The sequence below is a fragment of the Sphingomonas rustica genome, from assembly GCF_039652585.1.
In the GTDB taxonomy this organism is placed as follows: Bacteria; Pseudomonadota; Alphaproteobacteria; order Sphingomonadales; family Sphingomonadaceae; genus Sphingomonas; species Sphingomonas rustica.
Genome location: NZ_JBDIZK010000001.1, coordinates 418,089 through 435,345, shown reverse-complemented (window position 1 = coordinate 435,345; position 17,257 = coordinate 418,089). Strand labels below are relative to the sequence as shown.

Here is a 17,257-nt window from a genome sequence, read left to right as displayed (position 1 = left end):
GTTCCGACTCGGTTGCATTGCGGCCCGGTGTTCGCTAAGGGCCCCGCTTTCCTCGATCCAATGGGATTGCCCGGCCATCAAGGGCTGCCGCGGCTGTCTGTCCGATCGAGACAACAAGGAGACCAAAATGCCCAAGCTCAAGACGAAGAGCGGCGTCAAGAAGCGCTTCAAGTTCACCGCCACCGGCAAGGTGAAGCATGGAGTCGCTGGAAAGCGCCACCGCCTGATTTCGCACAACGCGAAGTATATCCGTACCAACCGCGGCACCAGCGTGCTTGCCGACGCCGACGTGGCTCACGTCCGTGCGTGGGCGCCGTACGGCCTGAAGTAAGGAGGGCCTGACACATGGCACGAGTGAAGCGTGGCACGACCACCAAGGCGAAGCACAAGAGGATTCTGGATCAGGCGAAGGGCTATTATGGCCGTCGCAAGAACACGATCCGCATCGCGCGTCAGGCCGTCGAAAAGGCAGGCCAGTACGCCTATCGCGACCGCAAGGTTAAGAAGCGCACGTTCCGCGGTCTGTGGATCCAGCGCATCAACGCCGGCGTCCGGGCCGAAGGCCTGACCTACAGCCAGTTCATGCACGGGCTGAAGCTCGCGGGCGTCGAACTGGACCGGAAGGTCCTGGCCGACATCGCCATGCACGAAGCGGAGGCGTTTAGCGCCATCGTCGCGCAGGCGAAGGCGGCTCTGCCCCAGGCCGCCTGAGGCGACCTGCAGCGACAGCGCTCGAATCGGGGCGCCGGTGGAGACACCGGCGCCCTTTTTCTTTGCCGGCAACGTGGCTAGAGCCCAGCCGGACCTGCACCGCCCGCCCCGGGGCGAGCGATGCGAACGATTCCCGGCCTTGCGGGAATGACGGAGGATTATGACGACCGATCTGGACCAGCTTCGGACCGACCTGCTCGGCGCGATTGACGCCGCGGCCGGCCTCGACGGCCTCGAATCGCTGCGCGTGCATGCGCTGGGCAAGCAGGGCGCGATCACCGGCCTGCTCAAGACGCTGGGCGGGATGAGTCCCGAGGACCGCCAGGTCCAGGGCCCGCGCATCCACGGCCTGCGCGAAGCGGTGACCGAGGCGCTGGGCGCGCGCAAGGGGGCGCTGGAAAAGGCGGTGCTCGACGCGCGGCTGGCCAGCGAGCGGATCGACATGACCTTGCCGGTCGATGCCGCCCCGCCGGGCAGCGTCCATCCCGTCAGCCAGGTGATGGACGAGCTGGCGGAGATCTTCGCCGATCTCGGCTTCGCGGTCGCCACCGGTCCGGAGATCGAGGACGACTGGCATAATTTCACCGCGCTCAACATTCCCGAGAGCCATCCGGCGCGGGCGATGCACGACACCTTCTATTTCCCCGACGATGCGGCGGGCGAGCGCAAGATGCTGCTGCGCACGCACACCTCGCCGGTGCAGATCCGCACGATGATCGGCCAGAAGCCGCCGATCCGGATCATCGCCCCCGGCCGCACCTACCGTTCGGATTCGGACGCGACGCATACGCCGATGTTCCACCAGGTCGAGGGGCTGGTGATCGACAAGGGGATCACGCTCGGCCATCTGAAATGGACGCTCGAGACCTTCCTCAAGGCGTTCTTCGAGCGCGACGACGTCGTGCTGCGCCTGCGCCCCAGCTATTTCCCCTTCACCGAGCCCTCGGCCGAGGTCGATGTCGGCTACACGATGGTCAACGGCAAGCGCGTGATCGGCGGGTCCGAAGGCTGGATGGAGGTGCTCGGCTCGGGCATGGTCCACCCCAAGGTGATCGCCGCCTGCGGGCTCGATCCCGACGAGTGGCAGGGCTTCGCCTTCGGCTGCGGCATCGACCGGCTGGCGATGCTCAAATATGGCATGGACGACCTGCGCGCCTTCTTCGACGGCGATATCCGCTGGCTGCGTCATTACGGATTCGCGGCGCTCGATGTGCCCACGCTGAGCGGAGGAGTCGGCGCATGAAGTTCACCCTGGACTGGCTGAAGGCGCATCTCGACACCGATGCGACACTGGAGCAGATTCTCGAGGCGCTGACCCGCGTCGGGCTCGAGGTCGAGGGCGTCGAGAATCCGGGCGAGAAGCTGGCCGCATTCCGCGTGGCGAAGGTGCTGAGCGCCGCGCCGCACCCCCAGGCGGACAAGCTGCAGGTGCTCAGCGTCGATACCGGCGACGGCGCCCCCCTCCAGGTCGTGTGCGGCGCGCCCAATGCCCGTGCGGGCCTGGTCGGCGTGCTCGGCCTGCCGGGCGCGACGGTGCCCGCCAACGGCATGGTGCTGAAGGTCTCGGCGATTCGCGGCGTCGAATCGAACGGCATGATGTGCTCGACCCGCGAGCTGGAGCTGGGCGAGGATCATGACGGCATCATCGAACTGCCGCAGGACGCGCCGATCGGCACGCCCTTCCCCGATTATGCCGGGCTGAACGATGCGGTGATCGACGTGTCGATCACCCCGAACCGCCAGGACTGCATGGGCGTTCGCGGTATCGCGCGCGATCTGGCGGCGGCCGGCCTCGGCACGTTGAAGCCGCTCTCGGTCGACCCCGTCTCGACCCGGGGCGCCGGTCCCGAGGTGCGGATCGAGGCGCCCGAAGGCTGCCCGGCCTATTACGGCCAGACCGTCAGCGGCGTCACCAACGGCGCCTCGCCCGACTGGATGCAGCGCCGGCTCAAGGCGATCGGCCAGCGCCCGATCTCGGCGCTGGTCGACATCACCAACTATGTCATGATCGACCTCGGCCGCCCGCTCCACGTCTATGACCGCGCGAAGCTGACCGGCGCGCTGGTCGTCCGCAAGGCCGCGGCCGGCGAGCAGGTGCTGGCGCTCAACGAGAAGACCTATACGCTCGACGAGACGATCACCGTCATCGCCGACGATGCGCATGTCCACGACATCGGCGGCATCATGGGCGGCGAGGATTCGGGCGTCGCGGACACCACGACCGACGTCGTGATCGAATGCGCCTTCTTCGACCCCGACCATATCGCGCGCGCCGGCCAGAAGCTGGGACTGACCAGCGATGCCCGCTCGCGCTTCGAGCGCGGCGTCGATCCGGCCTTCCTCGAGGACGGCATTGCCATCGCCGCGCGGCTGGTGGTCGACCTGTGCGGCGGCACCGCTAGCGAGGTCACCCGCGCCGGCCAGTCGCCGCTGGCGGCGAAGACGATCGCCTATGATCCCGCCAAGGCCGAGACGCTCGGCGGGCTGGCGATCGATGCCGCGCGGCAGAAGGACATCCTCGAACGGCTCGGCTTCACCGTCGCCGGTGACTGGACGGTCACCGTGCCGAGCTGGCGCCGCGACGTCGACGGCGCCGCCGACCTGGTCGAGGAAGTGATCCGCATCGAAGGCATCGACAAGGTGCCGACCGTGCCGCTCGCTCGCCTGCCCGGCGTCGCCCGACCGACCGCGACGGCCGAGCAGAAGCTGGAACGCCGCGTGCGCCGCAACGCCGCCGCGCGCGGTCTCAGCGAAGCGGTGACCTGGAGCTTCATCTCCCAGGCCGAAGCCGCGCCCTTCGGCGGCGGCGCCTGGACGCTGGCCAATCCGATCAGCGAGGACATGAAGGTCATGCGCCCCTCGCTGCTCCCCGGCCTGCTGGCCGCGGCGGAGCGCAACCTGAAGCGCGGCGCGACCAGCGTGCGGCTGTTCGAGATCGGCCGCCGCTATCTGGCCGATGCCGAGCGCCCGACCCTGGGCGTGGTCCTTGCCGGATCGCGCACCCCGCGCGGCTGGCAGGGCGGCAAGGCGCAGCCCTTCGGCGCGTTCGATGCCAAGGCCGAGGCGCTGGCGCTGCTCGAAGCCGCCGGTGCGCCGGTCGCCAACCTTCAGGTGATGGGCGAGGCGGGCGACGTCTATCATCCCGGCCAGTCGGCGACGCTGCGGCTGGGGCCGAAGACGGTGCTGGCGGCGTTCGGCATGATCCACCCGTCGGTGCTCAAGGCGTTCGACCTCGACGGCGACGTCGCCGCGGTCGAACTGTATCTCGATGCGCTGCCGGGCAAGCGCGGCACCGGCTTCATGCGGCCGGCCTATACCCCGCCGGCGCTCCAGCCGGTGACGCGCGACTTCGCCTTCCTCGTGCCGGCCGACCTGCCCGCAGGCGACCTGGTCCGCACGGTCAAGGGCGCGGACAAGGCGAGCATCGTCGATGCCCGGCTGTTCGACGTCTTCACCGGCACCGGCGTGCCAGAGGGGCAGAAGAGCCTGGCGGTCGAGGTCACGCTCCAGCCGAGCGAGAAGAGCTTCACCGACGAGGAGCTGAAGGCGATCGCCGCGAAGGTCGTCGCCGCGGCGGCCAAGCAGGGTGCGACGTTGCGCGGCTGATTGTTCGCGCAGAGACGCAGAGACGCTGAGGGGGCGCGTTCGGTGCAAACCGGGCGCGCCCCATCTGTTCAGGGGCTTGCTGACGCGAGTCATGGCGTCGACTCGCGTCCTCTCTGCGCCTCCGCGGCTCTGCGCGAAAATCTTCTACGCTACGGCCCGGCCAAACCCGTTTGGTCCTCGCCCCCGAGCCGCTAAGGACGGACCAGACCGGCATCAGGAGGATTCGCGCATGAAGACCGCACTCATCACCGGCGCCACCGCCGGCTTCGGCGAGTCCGCCGCGCGCGCCTTCGTGAAGGCCGGGTGGCGGGTCATCGGCACCGGCCGTCGCGCCGAGCGGCTCGACGCGCTTGCCGCCGAACTCGGCGACGCCTTCCATCCCGCGGTGTTCGACATCCGCGACGAGGCTGCGCGCGACGCCGCGCTCGATTCGCTGCCCGAGGCGTTTCGCGGCATCGACCTGCTGGTGAACAATGCGGGCCTCGCGCTCGGCCTCGAGCCTGCGCAAAAGGCGTCGCTCGACAACTGGAAGACGATGATCGACACCAACGTCACCGCGCTCTCGTCGATCACCCACCGTCTGCTGCCGCTGCTGGTCGAGCGCAGGGGCGCGATCATCAACCTGTCGTCGGTCGCGGGGACCTATCCCTATCCCGGCGGCAACGTCTATGCCGCGACCAAGGCGTTCGTCCGTCAGCTCAGCCTCGCGCTGCGCGCCGACCTGCACGGCACCGGCGTGCGCGTCACCTCGGTCGAGCCGGGCATGGCCGAGACCGAATTCACCCTGGTCCGTACCGGCAGCCAGCAAAGCTCAGACACGCTCTATTCGGGCGTCCAGCCGATGACCGGGGACGACATTGCCGAGACCCTCCTGTGGATCGCCAACCTGCCGCCGCATCTCAACATCAACCGGATCGAGCTGATGCCGGTCAACCAGAGCTGGCAGGCCTTCGCCATCCACCGCGAGGGCTGATCATGATCGAGATCGCCAACGGCCGGCTCACCGCCTGCATCAACCCGCTCGGTGCGGAACTGAGCAGCCTGACCGATGCCGACGGGCATCAGCTGATGACCGATGCCAACCCCATATACTGGAGTGGCCGCGCACCGCTGCTGTTCCCGATCGTGGGCCGGCTGATGGACGATCGCTACCGGGTGAACGGCCGGGAGTTCGCGCTGCCCCAGCACGGCTTCGCCCGCCGCCAGCCCTTCGTGCTGGTCGAGCAGTCGGACAGCAGCGCGCGCTTCCGCCTGACCGACAGCGAGGCGACGCGCGCCGTCTATCCCTTCGCCTTCACGCTCGACGCGGTGTTCACCCTCGACGATGCGACCCTGTCGATCGACATCACCGTCACCAACAGCGGCGATGTGCCGATGCCGGCCAGCTTCGGCTTCCACCCCGCCTTCGCCTGGCCGCTCCCCTGGGGCGGCGCGAAGGAGGATCATCGCATCACCTTCGCCGCCGACGAACCGGGCGAACTGTCGGCGATCGTCAAGGGCGGCTGGATCGCGCCCGAGGGCTGGCCGAGCCCGCTCGACGGCCGCGTGCTGCACCTCGACGACGCGCTGTTCGAACGCGACGCACTGATCTGGAATCCGGTCGTCAGCCAGTCGGTGCGCTATGATGCGGGGCAGGGGCCGGCGCTGGAGGTCGGCTTTCCCGACACGCCGGCGCTGGGCATCTGGACCAAGCCCGGCGCGCATTTCGTCTGCATCGAGCCATGGCACGGCATCGCCGACCCGATCGGCTTCGACGGCGAGATCTGGGACAAGCCGGGCATGCTGCGCTTCGAACCCGGCCAGTCGCGCAGCTTCACGATGCGGGTGACGCTGCGCCCGTGAGGCGCTAGAGGGCCGCGATGCCTTCCGTTTCCGATCGCCGCACCTTCGCCATCATCTCGCATCCCGATGCGGGCAAGACCACGCTGACCGAAAAGCTGCTGCTGTTCGGCGGCGCGATCCATCTTGCCGGCGAGGTGAAGGCGCGCGGCGCCGCCCGGCGTGCCCGCTCGGACTGGATGAAGATCGAGCAGCAGCGCGGCATCTCGGTCACGTCCAGCGTGATGACGTTCGAACGCCAGGGGATCACCTTCAACCTGCTCGACACGCCGGGGCACGAGGATTTCAGCGAGGATACCTATCGCACGCTGACCGCGGTCGATTCGGCGGTGATGGTGATCGACGTCGCCAAGGGTATCGAAAGCCAGACGCGCAAGCTGTTCGAGGTCTGCCGGCTGCGCAACGTGCCGATCATCACCTTCGTCAACAAGGTGGATCGCGAAGGCCGCGAGGTGTTCGAGACGCTGGACGAGATCGCCGACCTGCTCGCGCTCGACGTCACGCCGATGACCTGGCCGGTGGGGATGGGCGGCACGTTCGAGGGCATCTTCGACCTTGCCACCAACCGCCTGCTGGTGCCCGAGGGCGACAGCCGCGAGTTCCACGGCAAGGTCATCCAGACCAGCGGCCTCGACGATCCGCAGCTCGACGAGATCGTCTCGCCCCAGAATCTCGCCAAGCTGCGCGAGGATGTCGAGCTTGCCCGGATCGGTTATCCCGAATTCGACGGCGAGGCCTATCGCCACGGCGACCTCACCCCGGTCTATTTCGGGTCGGCGCTGAAGGAATTCGGCGTCGATTCGCTGATCGAGGCGCTGGCCGAGGTGGCGCCGCCGCCGCGCGCCCAGCCGGCCGAGCCGGACCCCGTCGACCCGTCGCGCGACGAGGTCACCGGCTTCGTGTTCAAGGTCCAGGCGAACATGGACCCCAATCACCGCGACCGCATCGCGTTCATGCGGCTGGTGTCGGGCACGTTCAAGCGCGGGATGAAGCTGACCCCGACCGGGCACGGCAAGCCGATCGCGATCCATTCGCCAATCCTGTTCTTCGCGCGCGAACGCGAGCTGGCGGATGAGGCGTTTCCCGGCGACATCATCGGCATCCCCAACCACGGCGTGCTGCGCGTCGGCGATACGCTGAGCGAGAAGGGATCGGTGCGCTTCACCGGCCTGCCCAATTTCGCGCCCGAAATCCTGCGCCGCGTCGTGCTGAAGGACCCGACCAAGACCAAGCAGCTGCGCAAGGCGCTCGACGACATGGCCGAGGAAGGGGTGACCCAGGTCTTCTATCCCGACATCGGCTCCAACTGGGTGATCGGCGTGGTTGGCCAGCTCCAGCTCGACGTGCTGCTCAGCCGGCTGGATGCCGAATACAAGGTCGCGGCGGGGCTCGAGATGGCGCCGTTCGAGACGGCACGCTGGATCTCGTCGGACGATCCCGCCGCGCTGAAGGAGTTCGTCGAGCTGAACCGCGGCGCGATGGCGAAGGACCGCGACGGCAACCTCGTCTTCCTCGCCAAGTCGAGCTGGGAGGTCGGCTATATCGCCGACCGCTATTCCGAGGTGAAATTCGCCGCCACGCGCGAGCGATAGGTGCGGTCAATCTCCTCCCCGGGAGCCTGCGGCTCCGGGGGAGGGGAACCGCGATGCGCAGCATCGTGGTGGAGGGGGCTGCAACAGAGGTGGTTCAGGCGCTGCAACACAGGGATGGACCCCCTCGACTATGCGAAGCCTCACGCCACCCAGTCTGCCTTCAGCTTGCGGCTTGCCAGCAGCATCAGCACCCCGGCGACCAGATACGAGCACAGCCCGATCGCGATCGCATAGCGCAGCGCGTCGGCGCCGTAGCCGGGCTTCAGTGCGTCGGCGATCATGCCGATGACGGTCGATCCCAGCCCGAGCCCGATCAGGTTGTTGATCAGCAGGAAGCTGGCCGAGGCGGTGGCGCGCATGTGCGCGGGGACGAGATGCTGGACCGCGGTCAGCACCGGGCCCAGCCAGACATAGACCAGCGCCTGGGGGATCACGAACAGCGCGAAGGCGACCGCCCAGCCGCTCGACAGCACCCCGGCGATGAACAGCGGGGTGCCGAGAATGTACGACAGCGCCGGCACCAGCGCATAATATTTGCGGTCGCGCGCGCCCAGCCGGTCGCCCAGCGCACCGCCCAGCAGCACGCCCGCCACGCCGCCGGTCAGCAGCAGCGCGCCGAAGAACTGCCCCGTCTGGATCAGGTCCAGCCCGAAGCTGCGCATCATCAGGCTCGGCAGCCAGAAGGCGATGCCATAGCCGCACATCGACCCTGCCGCCGCACCGAAGGCGAGCAGCCAGAAGCTGGGCTTGGCCGCCAGGATGCCGAACACCTGCGACACGGGCACCTGCGCCTGGGGCGAGGGCGGGCGCGGACGGTCCTTCACGACCAGTCGAAAGACCGGCGCGATCACGATCCCGGCCAGGCCGATCATGATGAAGGCGGTGCGCCATTCGACCGTCTGGGCGATATAGCCGCCCAGCAGCGCGCCGGCGGCGGCGCCCAGCGGGATGCCGAGCGAATAGATCGACAGCGCCCGCGCGCGCTTCTCCGCCGGGTAATAGTCGCCGATCAGCGCATAGGAGGGCGCGACGCCGCCCGCCTCGCCCACGCCGACGCCCAGCCGGAACAGGAACATCTGGGTGAAGTTCTGCGCCACGCCGCACAGCGCGGTGAACGCGCTCCACACGCCCAGCGAGATCGTGATCACCCAGCTGCGGCTGGTCCGGTCGGCGAGTAGCGCCAGCGGGATCGCCAGCGTCGAATAGAGCGCGGCGAAGGCCAGACCGCCGAGCAGGCCGAGCTGCGTGTCGCTCAGTTGCAGCGACGCCTTCACCGGCTGGGCGAGGATGCTGAGGATCTGCCGGTCGAGAAAGTTGAAGGTGTAGACCAGCAACAGCATCGCCAGCACGATCCCGCGCTGACGGGGCGTGGGGGCCGGGATCGCGGCGTCGCTATGGGCGGGTGCAGGTGCCATGGGATCGCTTTCGTAAGGGCGGGGGCCGGCATAACGGCAAAGGGCCGGGTGTCTTCAGACGCCCGGCCCTTCGGATCATGCGGATGCAGGCGTCCGCGTCAGAACTTGATCGTGCCGGTGGCGAACACCTGGCGCGGATTGCCGTAATAGGCGGTCAGCACGCCCTCGGTCCCGAGCGTGGGAATATAGGCTCCGGCCGGGGTGCGCAGGAAATCGCCCGTGTCGGGATTCTGGGCGAGGAAGTTGTAGCCTGCGACGATGTAGCGCTTGTTCGCCAGGTTCCGGCCATGGATGCCGAGCGAGAACATGTCGTTCACGTCCCACACCAGGCTGGCGTCGAACAGCGAAAAACCTGCCTGGTCGAGCATCGGCGTGCGCAGCTCGAACTGCTGCGAATCGCCTCGATAAGACCAGGTTCCGCTGAGGCTGACGGATCCGTCGCCGACGGGCACCGAATAGCCGAGCGTCGCGCCCGCGGTCCAGTCGGGGGTGTTCTGGAACCGGCGGCGATTGGCGACGTCCAGCCCGCGCGAGTCGATGAAGCGCAGATACTTCGCGTCCATATAGCCCAGCGTCCAGGCGAGGTTGAGGCGGCCGCCCGGCGCGCCCAGATCCTTGGCCAGCACTGCATTGCCCTCGAACTCGACGCCGCGGATGCGCGCCTTGCCGGCATTGGTAGTGATTCCGATAAAGGTCTGCGTGCCGCCGATGGTGGTGCCGATCGACCCCGGGACCTGGACGTCGGTATAGTCGGACTGGAATACCGCCAGCGCCCAGTTCAGGCGGCGGTCCCAGGTCGTGCCCTTCCATCCCAGCTCGTAGCTGGTGACCTTTTCGGGATCGAACGACATGAAGTCATAGACCTGGGCCGGGGTGCAGGTGCCGCCGCTGGGCGTCCGGCAGGCGCTGGTCTGGCCGCGCGGATCGAACCCGCCGCCCTTGAAGCCCTTCGACCAGCTGGCATAGAATTGGTGGTCGCCGCTCGGCTTGAAGCTGATCGAGGCGCGCGGCGTGAACTCCTGGAACTTGCCGATCCCGTTGAAGTTCGAGGTCTGGGCGAACAGCGTGCCGGTGCCGCCGAAATAGGGCGATCCGCCGCCAAGATAGGTGTTGCGGATCACAGACGAACGCCGCGTGTCCCAGGTGTACCGCCCGCCGGCGGACAGGCTGATCATGTCGCCGATATCATAGGTGAAGTCGCCGAACACCGCGACGGTGTCGGTCGCGACGTCGCCGAAGGTCAGCGCAGTCACCCCGCCGGGCAGGCGCACGTCGAACACGGTGCGCGCCTTGGCGTCCAGATAATAGAGGCCGACCAGGCCGTTGAACGATCCCGTGTCGATCAGCAGCTGGGTTTCCTGGCTGAACTGCTCGTTATTATAATAGGCGGGAACGTCGACCTGAACCGCAGCGAGCGCGTCGAAGTCGATCGGCGACGCGCTGTCGTCCTTGCGGTAGCCGGTGATCGAGCGGAAGGTCAGCCAATCGGCCGGCTTCAGCTCGGCAATGCCGGTGATCCCCCATGCCTCGACATCCTGCTTCGGCTGCAACAGGCCGCCGCGCGAGTCGAAAACGTCGTCCAGCACCGGCGTTCCGCTGACGATGCCGGGGATCAGGCGGTGCCCGCCGCGGGTGTTGCTCTTGTCGTGCGTATAATCGCCGCTGACGCGGAAATAGGCGCTGGTCGACGGTTCGAACTCCACCGTCGCGCGGCCGGCCCAGATGTCCTTGTTGTAGTTATCCTGGCCGGTGGTCAGGTTCTCGCCGAAGCCGCCGCGCGACAGGCGGGCAAAGGCGCCGCCGACCTTCAGCCCGGTGTCGCCGATCGGGGTCGAGCCGCTGACGACCACGTCGGCCTGGTCATAGCTGCCATAGGTGCCGCGCACCTTCAGCGTCGGATCGCTGCCGATGCGACGGGTGACGTATTTCACCGCGCCGCCGATGGTGTTGCGGCCATACAGCGTGCCCTGCGGCCCGCGCAGGATCTCGACGCGCTCGACGTCATAAATGTCGAGCACCGCAGCCTGGGGTCGGTTGAGATAGACGTCGTCGAGATAGATGCCGACGCCCGCCTCGAACCCGGCAACCGGATCCTGCTGGCCAACGCCGCGGATGAAGGCCGAGAGCGTGGAATTGGTGCCGCGCGACACTTCCAGCGTCACGTTCGGCGTCATGTTGGCAATATCGGTGATGTCGATGGCGCCGGACGCCTCCAGCGCCTCGCCGCTGATCGCGGTGATCGCGATCGGCACGTCGCGCAGCGATTCCTCGCGGCGGCGGGCGGTGACGATGATCTCGCCCGGTTCCTCGGCGATCTCGGTCTCGGTCGAGACGGGCGCGTCCTGCGCGAAGGCGGGCATGGCGGTCAGCGCGGCAAGCGCTGCGCCAGCCTGAAGGACGATACGTGCAGACGGAATCAGGCGTGACATCAGGTCTTCCTCCCCAGATGGTGACCCGTTTGAAACCACGGGTTGTGTGCGGTTGGCGGATGACATACTGAAACATGAACCAGGTTTCAACTTGGGATCGAGGGGAGGTCGAAGATGGTCGGACGGCGTGACGCGAAGGCCACAGCGACGGCCGCGCCCGAGGCAGCGGTACCGCCGGCGAGCAAGGAGCCGCGCACCGAGCGCGGGCGGCGCACGCTACGCGCGATCCTGGACGCGGCGGCGGAGGAATTTGGCGAGAAGGGATTCCACGACGGATCGATCGCCGGCATCACCCGGCGCGCCGGCGTGGCGCTAGGCAGTTTCTACACCTATTTCGATTCGAAGGACGAGGTGTTCCGCGCGCTGGTCCGCGACATGTCGCAGCAGGTGAAGGAACATGTCGGCCCCGCGATCCGCGCCGCGACGAGCCAGATCGATGCCGAGCGCGCCGGCCTGCTCCACTTCATCCGCTTCGCGCGCGCGCACAAGGAAATCTACCGGATCATCGACGAGGCCGAGTTCGTCGACCCCGAGAGTTTCCGCATGCACTATGCGACGACGGCCGATCGCATCGCCGCGCGGCTTCGCGAGGCTGCCGACCGCGGCGAGTTGCGCGACGACATTTCGGAAGTCCATGCCTGGGCGATCATGGGCATGAACGTGTTCCTGGGCCTACGCTACTCGGTCTGGGCCGAGGATGCTGACCCGGAGGCGATCGCGGACGTGGTCGCGTCGATGCTGGCGCGCGGCATCGCCCGCTAGGGTCCAATCCGCGACCGATGAGAAGGTCGGTACAGTTAGTTTAGTGAGGTGCTCCAATCCTATCCCGGAGGGAGAGGGGGACCATGCGCAGCATGGTGGAGAGGGAGTTTCCGCAAACGACCACCTGCGCATGTGGAGACCCCCTCTCCACCGCTTCGCGGTCCCCCTCTCCCTCCGGGATAGGATTTCAGTCAGCTCGATCGCTTCAGGTCACGCGCCTATTTCTTGCTCAGCGCATCCTTCAGCGCGCCAAGGCCGGCGAAGGGGCTCGCCGGCTCTTCCTCGACCGCCTCGACCTCGTCCTCGCCGACCACGCCGGCGCGTTTGAGCACTTCGTCGGCGCGCGGGCTGCGCGGGAACGGATCGAGCGCCAGCGCCAGCGTTTCCGCCGCGGCCTCGCCGAGGTCGATCGCGCCGCCCGAATAGAAGACGGTGTCGCACTCGTCCTCGGACAGTTCGATTTCCTCGACCGTATCGCTTTCCGGAACGAAGCGGATGTCGAACGCCTCGTCGATCTTCGCCGGCACGGGATCGCCGGTGGCGACGCACGACTGGACCACCGATGCACGCAGTGTCCCGGTCGCCCGCACGCCCGATGCGGTGCGGCGCAGCGTATAATCGGCCTCGAGCAGATCGATCGACTGCAATCCGAAGCGTTCAGCCAGCGCCGCGCGTTCGGCCTCGTCGGTGCTCACGGGCACCTGGCTCTCGCCAGCGCCGATCTGGTCGAGCCGCTGCGGGCGGGAGAATTCGGGCGTCGTCATTGCGGCAATTCTCCCTCGACGATCGTGGTGACCGGCGTTGCGGCGAGCGTGTCGCGCAGGGCCAGCAATCGCGTTTCGACATGCGCCAGCGCCGCCCGCTCGGGCGCCGCGCCGCGATAGACGTTGCGGATCAGCGCGGGCTTCAGGTCGCCCGCGGCCAATGCGGCGCGATAGGCGCCCAGCCGGCCGCCGATCATGCCCATCATCCGGCCGATATGCTTGCCCACGACGATATCGCCGACGCCCAGCTCGCGCAACTGACCGTCCATGTCGTGCACGAACACCTCCGCCAGATGGGTGCTCGGCAGGGTCGCGGCGGGCTCGCCTTCCAGGCGCAGCAGGACCAGCGCCATCACCGCCGCGATCATGTCGAATCGGCCGTCGACGGTGTCGGGGACCGCGCCCTCGACATACCAATGGGGCTGGCGGGCGCGCTCGACGATCGCGGTGTAAAGCTCCGGCGCCCTGCCGCGGTCGGGCTGGCCGAACAGCCGCTGCAACAAACTCATCTGTCTTCCCATCATCCTATCGGCGGTACGCAGGCCCGATGGCACCATGCCGTCCGACAAGCGACCTTGTTTGGCCGCAATTCCCCGCATATTGAGGCGATCGGTGCGCGATGCAATCGCGCGCGTGTGGCGTGTTGCCCGCTGGAGAAGTTGATGCCGAAGTTTCCTGTACGCGCCCTTGTCCCGGTTCTGGCGCTCGCTGCTCTCGGGACCTCGGCCTGCACGCCGCTTCGGTCGCACACCGGTTATGTCGTCGACAAGGAGCTGATCGACTCGATCCAGCCGGGCGTCGACAATCGCGACTCGGTGCTGCGCACGCTCGGCCGGCCGACGCTGACCAGCCAGTTCGCCGAGGGCGAATGGTATTATGTGTCTCGCGACAACCGGAACATGGCCTACAGCCAGCCCAAGCCGACCGACCAGCTGACGCTGCGCGTCCGCTTCGACGCCGCCGGCAACGTCACCGCCGTCGACCGCAGCGGTCTCGAGAAGGTCGCCAAGGTCGATCCCTATGGCAAGACCACCCCGACGCTGGGCCGCCATCGCAGCTTCTTCAGCGACCTGTTCGGCAATATCGGCACCGTCGGCGCGCCCGGCACCGGTGGCCCGGGCGGCGCACCCGGCCAGTAATCGGCCGCTGCATCCTGTCTGCTGCATGAAGGCCGCGTTCCCGCGCGGTTCAGTCTGACGCGCCTAGATCTGGACTCAACCGGCGAACCCTGTGGGCGAAGCCGGCGGACAGATCAGGAGATCGGACAATGAAGAAGTTCATCACCGCAGCCCTTCTCGCCGCGGTCGCCATGCCGGTGGCGATTCCGGCGGCACAGGCCCAGTCGAATCGCGAACTGCGCCGGGACCGCCAGGACATTCGCGAGGAACAGCGCGACCTTCGCCGCGCCGAACGGCACGGCACCCCGCGTCAGGTTCGCGAACAGCGTCGCGACGTGCGCGAGGCGCGCCGCGAATATCGCGAGGACCTGCGCGACCGCGACCGCCGCTGGGGCAATGACGACTGGCGCGGCTGGCGCAACTCGAACCGCGGCCTCTATAATCGCGGCAACTGGCGCGCACCGTTCCGCTACAACAGCTTCCGTGAAGGTACGCGGATCGGCGTGAACTACTACAACCCGCGCTACCGGATCGCCGATCCGTGGCGCTATCGCCTGCCCCGCCCGGGCTTCAACCAGAGCTGGGTGCGCCATTATGACGATCTGCTGCTGGTCGACACGCGCCGCGGCACCGTCATCCGGGTGATCCGCAACTTCTACTGGTAAGCGGACCCCGAACGAAATGGGCCCCGGGACCTGATACAGGGTCCCGGGGCCTGTGCGTTCGCGCACGCGCGCTCGCATGGTCCCGAAAGGGGGGGAGGGACCGACTCGCGCAACGCCCGAAACCGGGTTTGGTTCATCGAACCGTGAAGATGATCTGGTCGACGACCCGGCCGGAGAGATCCACGAGTCGCAGCCGGTGCCTGCCGCGCACCGCTTCGATCATCGGACCGGCGGACGCGCTGCCCAGATCGGTCGTGTCGAGCAGCAGCCGGTGTCCGACAATGTCCCCCGAGAACGAGACCGCAAGCCGCTGATTGTCGGCGGGAATGTCCGGGTCCAGCGCATAGACGCTGCCGCCTGCTGGACTGACGATCCGCGGGCGTCGCGATTCGGGCGGCGCCAGCGCGACGGTCGAGACCCCGGTGCCCTTCAGGAAATATTCGCGGCGCGGCTGTTCCAGCCCGCCGGCGAAGCGGATCTCGCGGCTCTCGACCCCGGCGGGTGTCGGCGGCTCGCGGCTGGGGGTGCCGCCATGCATCGCCATCATCACGTCGCGCCACACCGGCGCGGCGCCGCTGGTGCCGGAAACGGCGCGCATCGGGTCGCCCTCCATATTGCCCACCCAGACGGCCACGGTGAACCGGTCGGAGAAACCGATGCACCAATTGTCGCGCATCGCCTTGGACGTGCCGGTCTTCACCGCTGCCCAGAAGGGCAGGCGCAGCGCCGAATCGATCCCGAAGGTCGCCGCGCGCGCATTGGGATCGGACAGCATGTCGGCGACGATCCACGCCGCCTGCGGGGTCGTGGTGCGGCGCTCGCTCGTGATCGCCTCGCCCTTGAGGAGGCGCAGCGGGGTCCAGCGCCCGCCCAGCGCCAGGCTGCGATAGGCGGCCGCCTGCTCCATCAGCGTGACTTCGGCCGATCCCAGCGCCAGGCTGAATCCGTAATAGTCGCCGTCCTGGACCAGCCCGGCATAGCCGGTATCGAACAGCCGGTCCTTGAACGCATCGACCCCGACCAGGATCAGCGTGCGGACCGCCGGTACGTTGAGCGATCCGGCCAGCGCGACCCGGGCCGAGACCGGGCCCTTGAACCCCTTGTCGTAATTCTGCGGCACGTACAGGCCGGAGCCGGTGTCGAGCTGGACCGGCGAATCGTCGAGGATCGAGGCGGCGGTCAGATAACCGCGCTCGAGCGCCTGGGCATAGAGGAACGGCTTCAGTGTCGATCCGGCCTGGCGATAGGCGGTCGCGCCATTGACCGCGGCCGCGGTCGAGGCGCCGCCGATCCCGCCGACCATCGCCAGCACGTCGCCGCTGCGATTGTCGACCACCACGACCGCGCCGTCGCGCGCCCTGCTGCCTCCCAGGCCCTGGAGCTGGCGGCGCAGCGCCAGCATCGCGGCACGCTGGGCCCGGATGTCGAGCGTCGTGGTGACGCGCGCGCCGGGCGTCGTCAGCAGCATGTCCGACAGGTGCGGTGCCAGCCCCGGATCGAGCGCCAGGCTGCGCGCAGGCCCCAGCATCGATATGGCGGCGGGCAGGAAGCGGCTGCAATCGGCGTCGCGCGACAGGGCGCAGGCGCGCTGGGCCAGCTTCTGCGCCGACGCGCCGGGTTCGGGGAGCAGCGCCGCCAGCAGCAGGGCGTCGTCGCGGGTCAGCGCGCCGGGTGTCTTGCCGAACAGGCCCAGCGCCGCGGCGCCGATCCCCTGCGCCTCGCCGCGGAACCCGGCCATGTTGAGATAGGCCTCGAGGATCTGGTCCTTGGTCCAGCGCGACTCCAGCGCATTGGCCGCACGCATCTGGCGCAATTTGTCCCAGCTGCTGCGATGGCCCGGCGCGGCCAGGCCGGGCGACAGATAGCCGGCGACCTGCATCGACAGCGTCGATGCGCCGCGCGCGCGCTTGCCCTCGATCCGGTCGCGGATCGATCCGCCCAGCGACCACCAGTCGATGCCGCCATGGTCGCGAAAGCGCCGATCCTCAGCGGCCAGGATCACCTCGCGCGCGGCGGGCGAGATCTGGTCGAGCGGGGTCCAGCCCAGCCGGCGCACCTGGAAATTGACCCGCGAGCTGTCGAGCAGCACGCCGTTGCGGTCGTACAGCCAGGCCTCGGACGGGCGATAGGCCGCGCGCTGCTGGTCGTAGTCGGGCAGCGGCGGCGGCAGCGTGGCGAAGTCCAGCGCGGCGAGCCCGGCGACCAGCATCAGCGCCAGACTCCAGCCGATCCGCCGCCGGGTGAGGACCCCGCGCCAGCCGCGCTCGTCCCAGTCGGTCAGCAGCCGGTCGATCCAGCCGCGGACCGCCCGCGCGCCGGCCTCAAGGGCCAGCGCGGGTCGGCTTCGTCGTACCGT

15 protein-coding genes are annotated in these 17,257 nt (G+C 68.2%); 10 read left to right on the top strand and 5 right to left on the bottom strand.

The annotated features are described in order from the left end of the window. Positions 1-127 precede the first annotated feature (127 nt). The 7 genes from rpmI (at position 128) to TPR58_RS01870 (ending at position 7,748) form a co-directional block, all read left to right on the top strand. Positions 128-331 carry a 50S ribosomal protein L35 gene (gene rpmI / locus TPR58_RS01900; protein ID WP_346244902.1) on the top strand — a complete coding sequence of 68 codons (204 nt, stop codon included), beginning with the start codon at positions 128-130 and terminating at the stop codon, positions 329-331. A gap of 14 nt (positions 332-345) precedes the next feature. Next, on the top strand, positions 346-711 hold the full coding sequence (gene rplT, locus TPR58_RS01895; RefSeq protein ID WP_110152512.1) for a 50S ribosomal protein L20: 366 nt from the start codon (positions 346-348) through the stop codon (positions 709-711). A 160-nt stretch (positions 712-871) separates the two neighbouring features. Continuing rightward, positions 872-1,954 carry a phenylalanine--tRNA ligase subunit alpha gene (pheS, locus tag TPR58_RS01890; protein WP_346244901.1) on the top strand — a complete coding sequence of 361 codons (1,083 nt, stop codon included), beginning with the start codon at positions 872-874 and terminating at the stop codon, positions 1,952-1,954. After that, a complete protein-coding gene (gene pheT / locus TPR58_RS01885; RefSeq protein ID WP_346244900.1) occupies positions 1,951-4,317 on the top strand; it encodes a phenylalanine--tRNA ligase subunit beta in 2,367 nt (788 codons plus the stop codon). The genes pheS and pheT overlap by 4 nt, the downstream gene beginning before the upstream one ends. 229 nt (positions 4,318-4,546) lie before the next feature. Then, entirely contained in the window at positions 4,547-5,290 is a 744-nt protein-coding gene (locus TPR58_RS01880; RefSeq protein WP_346244899.1) for an SDR family NAD(P)-dependent oxidoreductase, read from the top strand. Between the two features lie 2 nt (positions 5,291-5,292). Beyond that, positions 5,293-6,159, top strand: coding sequence for an aldose 1-epimerase family protein (locus TPR58_RS01875; protein WP_346244898.1), 867 nt, complete (start codon positions 5,293-5,295; stop codon positions 6,157-6,159). A gap of 17 nt (positions 6,160-6,176) precedes the next feature. Then, positions 6,177-7,748 (top strand): peptide chain release factor 3, encoded by a 1,572-nt coding sequence (locus TPR58_RS01870; protein ID WP_346244897.1) that lies wholly within the window; start codon positions 6,177-6,179, stop codon positions 7,746-7,748. A gap of 140 nt (positions 7,749-7,888) precedes the next feature. Here the strand turns inward: TPR58_RS01870 and TPR58_RS01865 are convergent, their stop codons facing one another. Beyond that, positions 7,889-9,163 (bottom strand): spinster family MFS transporter, encoded by a 1,275-nt coding sequence (locus tag TPR58_RS01865; RefSeq protein ID WP_428835680.1) that lies wholly within the window; start codon positions 9,161-9,163, stop codon positions 7,889-7,891. Positions 9,164-9,261: 98 nt separating this feature from the next. After that, positions 9,262-11,592 carry a TonB-dependent receptor gene (locus TPR58_RS01860; RefSeq protein WP_346244896.1) on the bottom strand — a complete coding sequence of 777 codons (2,331 nt, stop codon included), beginning with the start codon at positions 11,590-11,592 and terminating at the stop codon, positions 9,262-9,264. Between the two features lie 114 nt (positions 11,593-11,706). On the opposite strand from TPR58_RS01860, the gene TPR58_RS01855 reads away from it, so the two are divergent. Then, entirely contained in the window at positions 11,707-12,354 is a 648-nt protein-coding gene (locus tag TPR58_RS01855; RefSeq protein ID WP_346244895.1) for a TetR/AcrR family transcriptional regulator, read from the top strand. A 218-nt stretch (positions 12,355-12,572) separates the two neighbouring features. Here TPR58_RS01855 and TPR58_RS01850 read toward each other — a convergent pair whose 3' ends face one another. Next, complete coding sequence (locus TPR58_RS01850; RefSeq protein WP_346244894.1) at positions 12,573-13,118, bottom strand: DUF177 domain-containing protein; 546 nt, start codon at positions 13,116-13,118, stop codon at positions 12,573-12,575. Next, complete coding sequence (locus TPR58_RS01845) at positions 13,115-13,627, bottom strand: ubiquinol-cytochrome C chaperone family protein (RefSeq protein WP_346244893.1); 513 nt, start codon at positions 13,625-13,627, stop codon at positions 13,115-13,117. The genes TPR58_RS01850 and TPR58_RS01845 overlap by 4 nt, the downstream gene beginning before the upstream one ends. A 153-nt stretch (positions 13,628-13,780) precedes the next feature. On the opposite strand from TPR58_RS01845, the gene TPR58_RS01840 reads away from it, so the two are divergent. Continuing rightward, the gene (locus TPR58_RS01840; RefSeq protein WP_346244892.1) at positions 13,781-14,257 is read left to right on the top strand and encodes an outer membrane protein assembly factor BamE; all 477 of its coding nucleotides are present in this window, start codon (positions 13,781-13,783) and stop codon (positions 14,255-14,257) included. Positions 14,258-14,385: 128 nt separating this feature from the next. Beyond that, positions 14,386-14,901, top strand: a complete 516-nt coding sequence (locus tag TPR58_RS01835) for an RcnB family protein (protein WP_346244891.1) — start codon at positions 14,386-14,388, stop codon at positions 14,899-14,901. A 133-nt stretch (positions 14,902-15,034) separates the two neighbouring features. On the opposite strand, the gene pbpC is transcribed toward TPR58_RS01835, so the two are convergent. Further along, complete coding sequence (pbpC, locus tag TPR58_RS01830) at positions 15,035-17,110, bottom strand: penicillin-binding protein 1C (RefSeq protein WP_346245120.1); 2,076 nt, start codon at positions 17,108-17,110, stop codon at positions 15,035-15,037. Between the last annotated feature and the right edge of the window lie 147 nt (positions 17,111-17,257).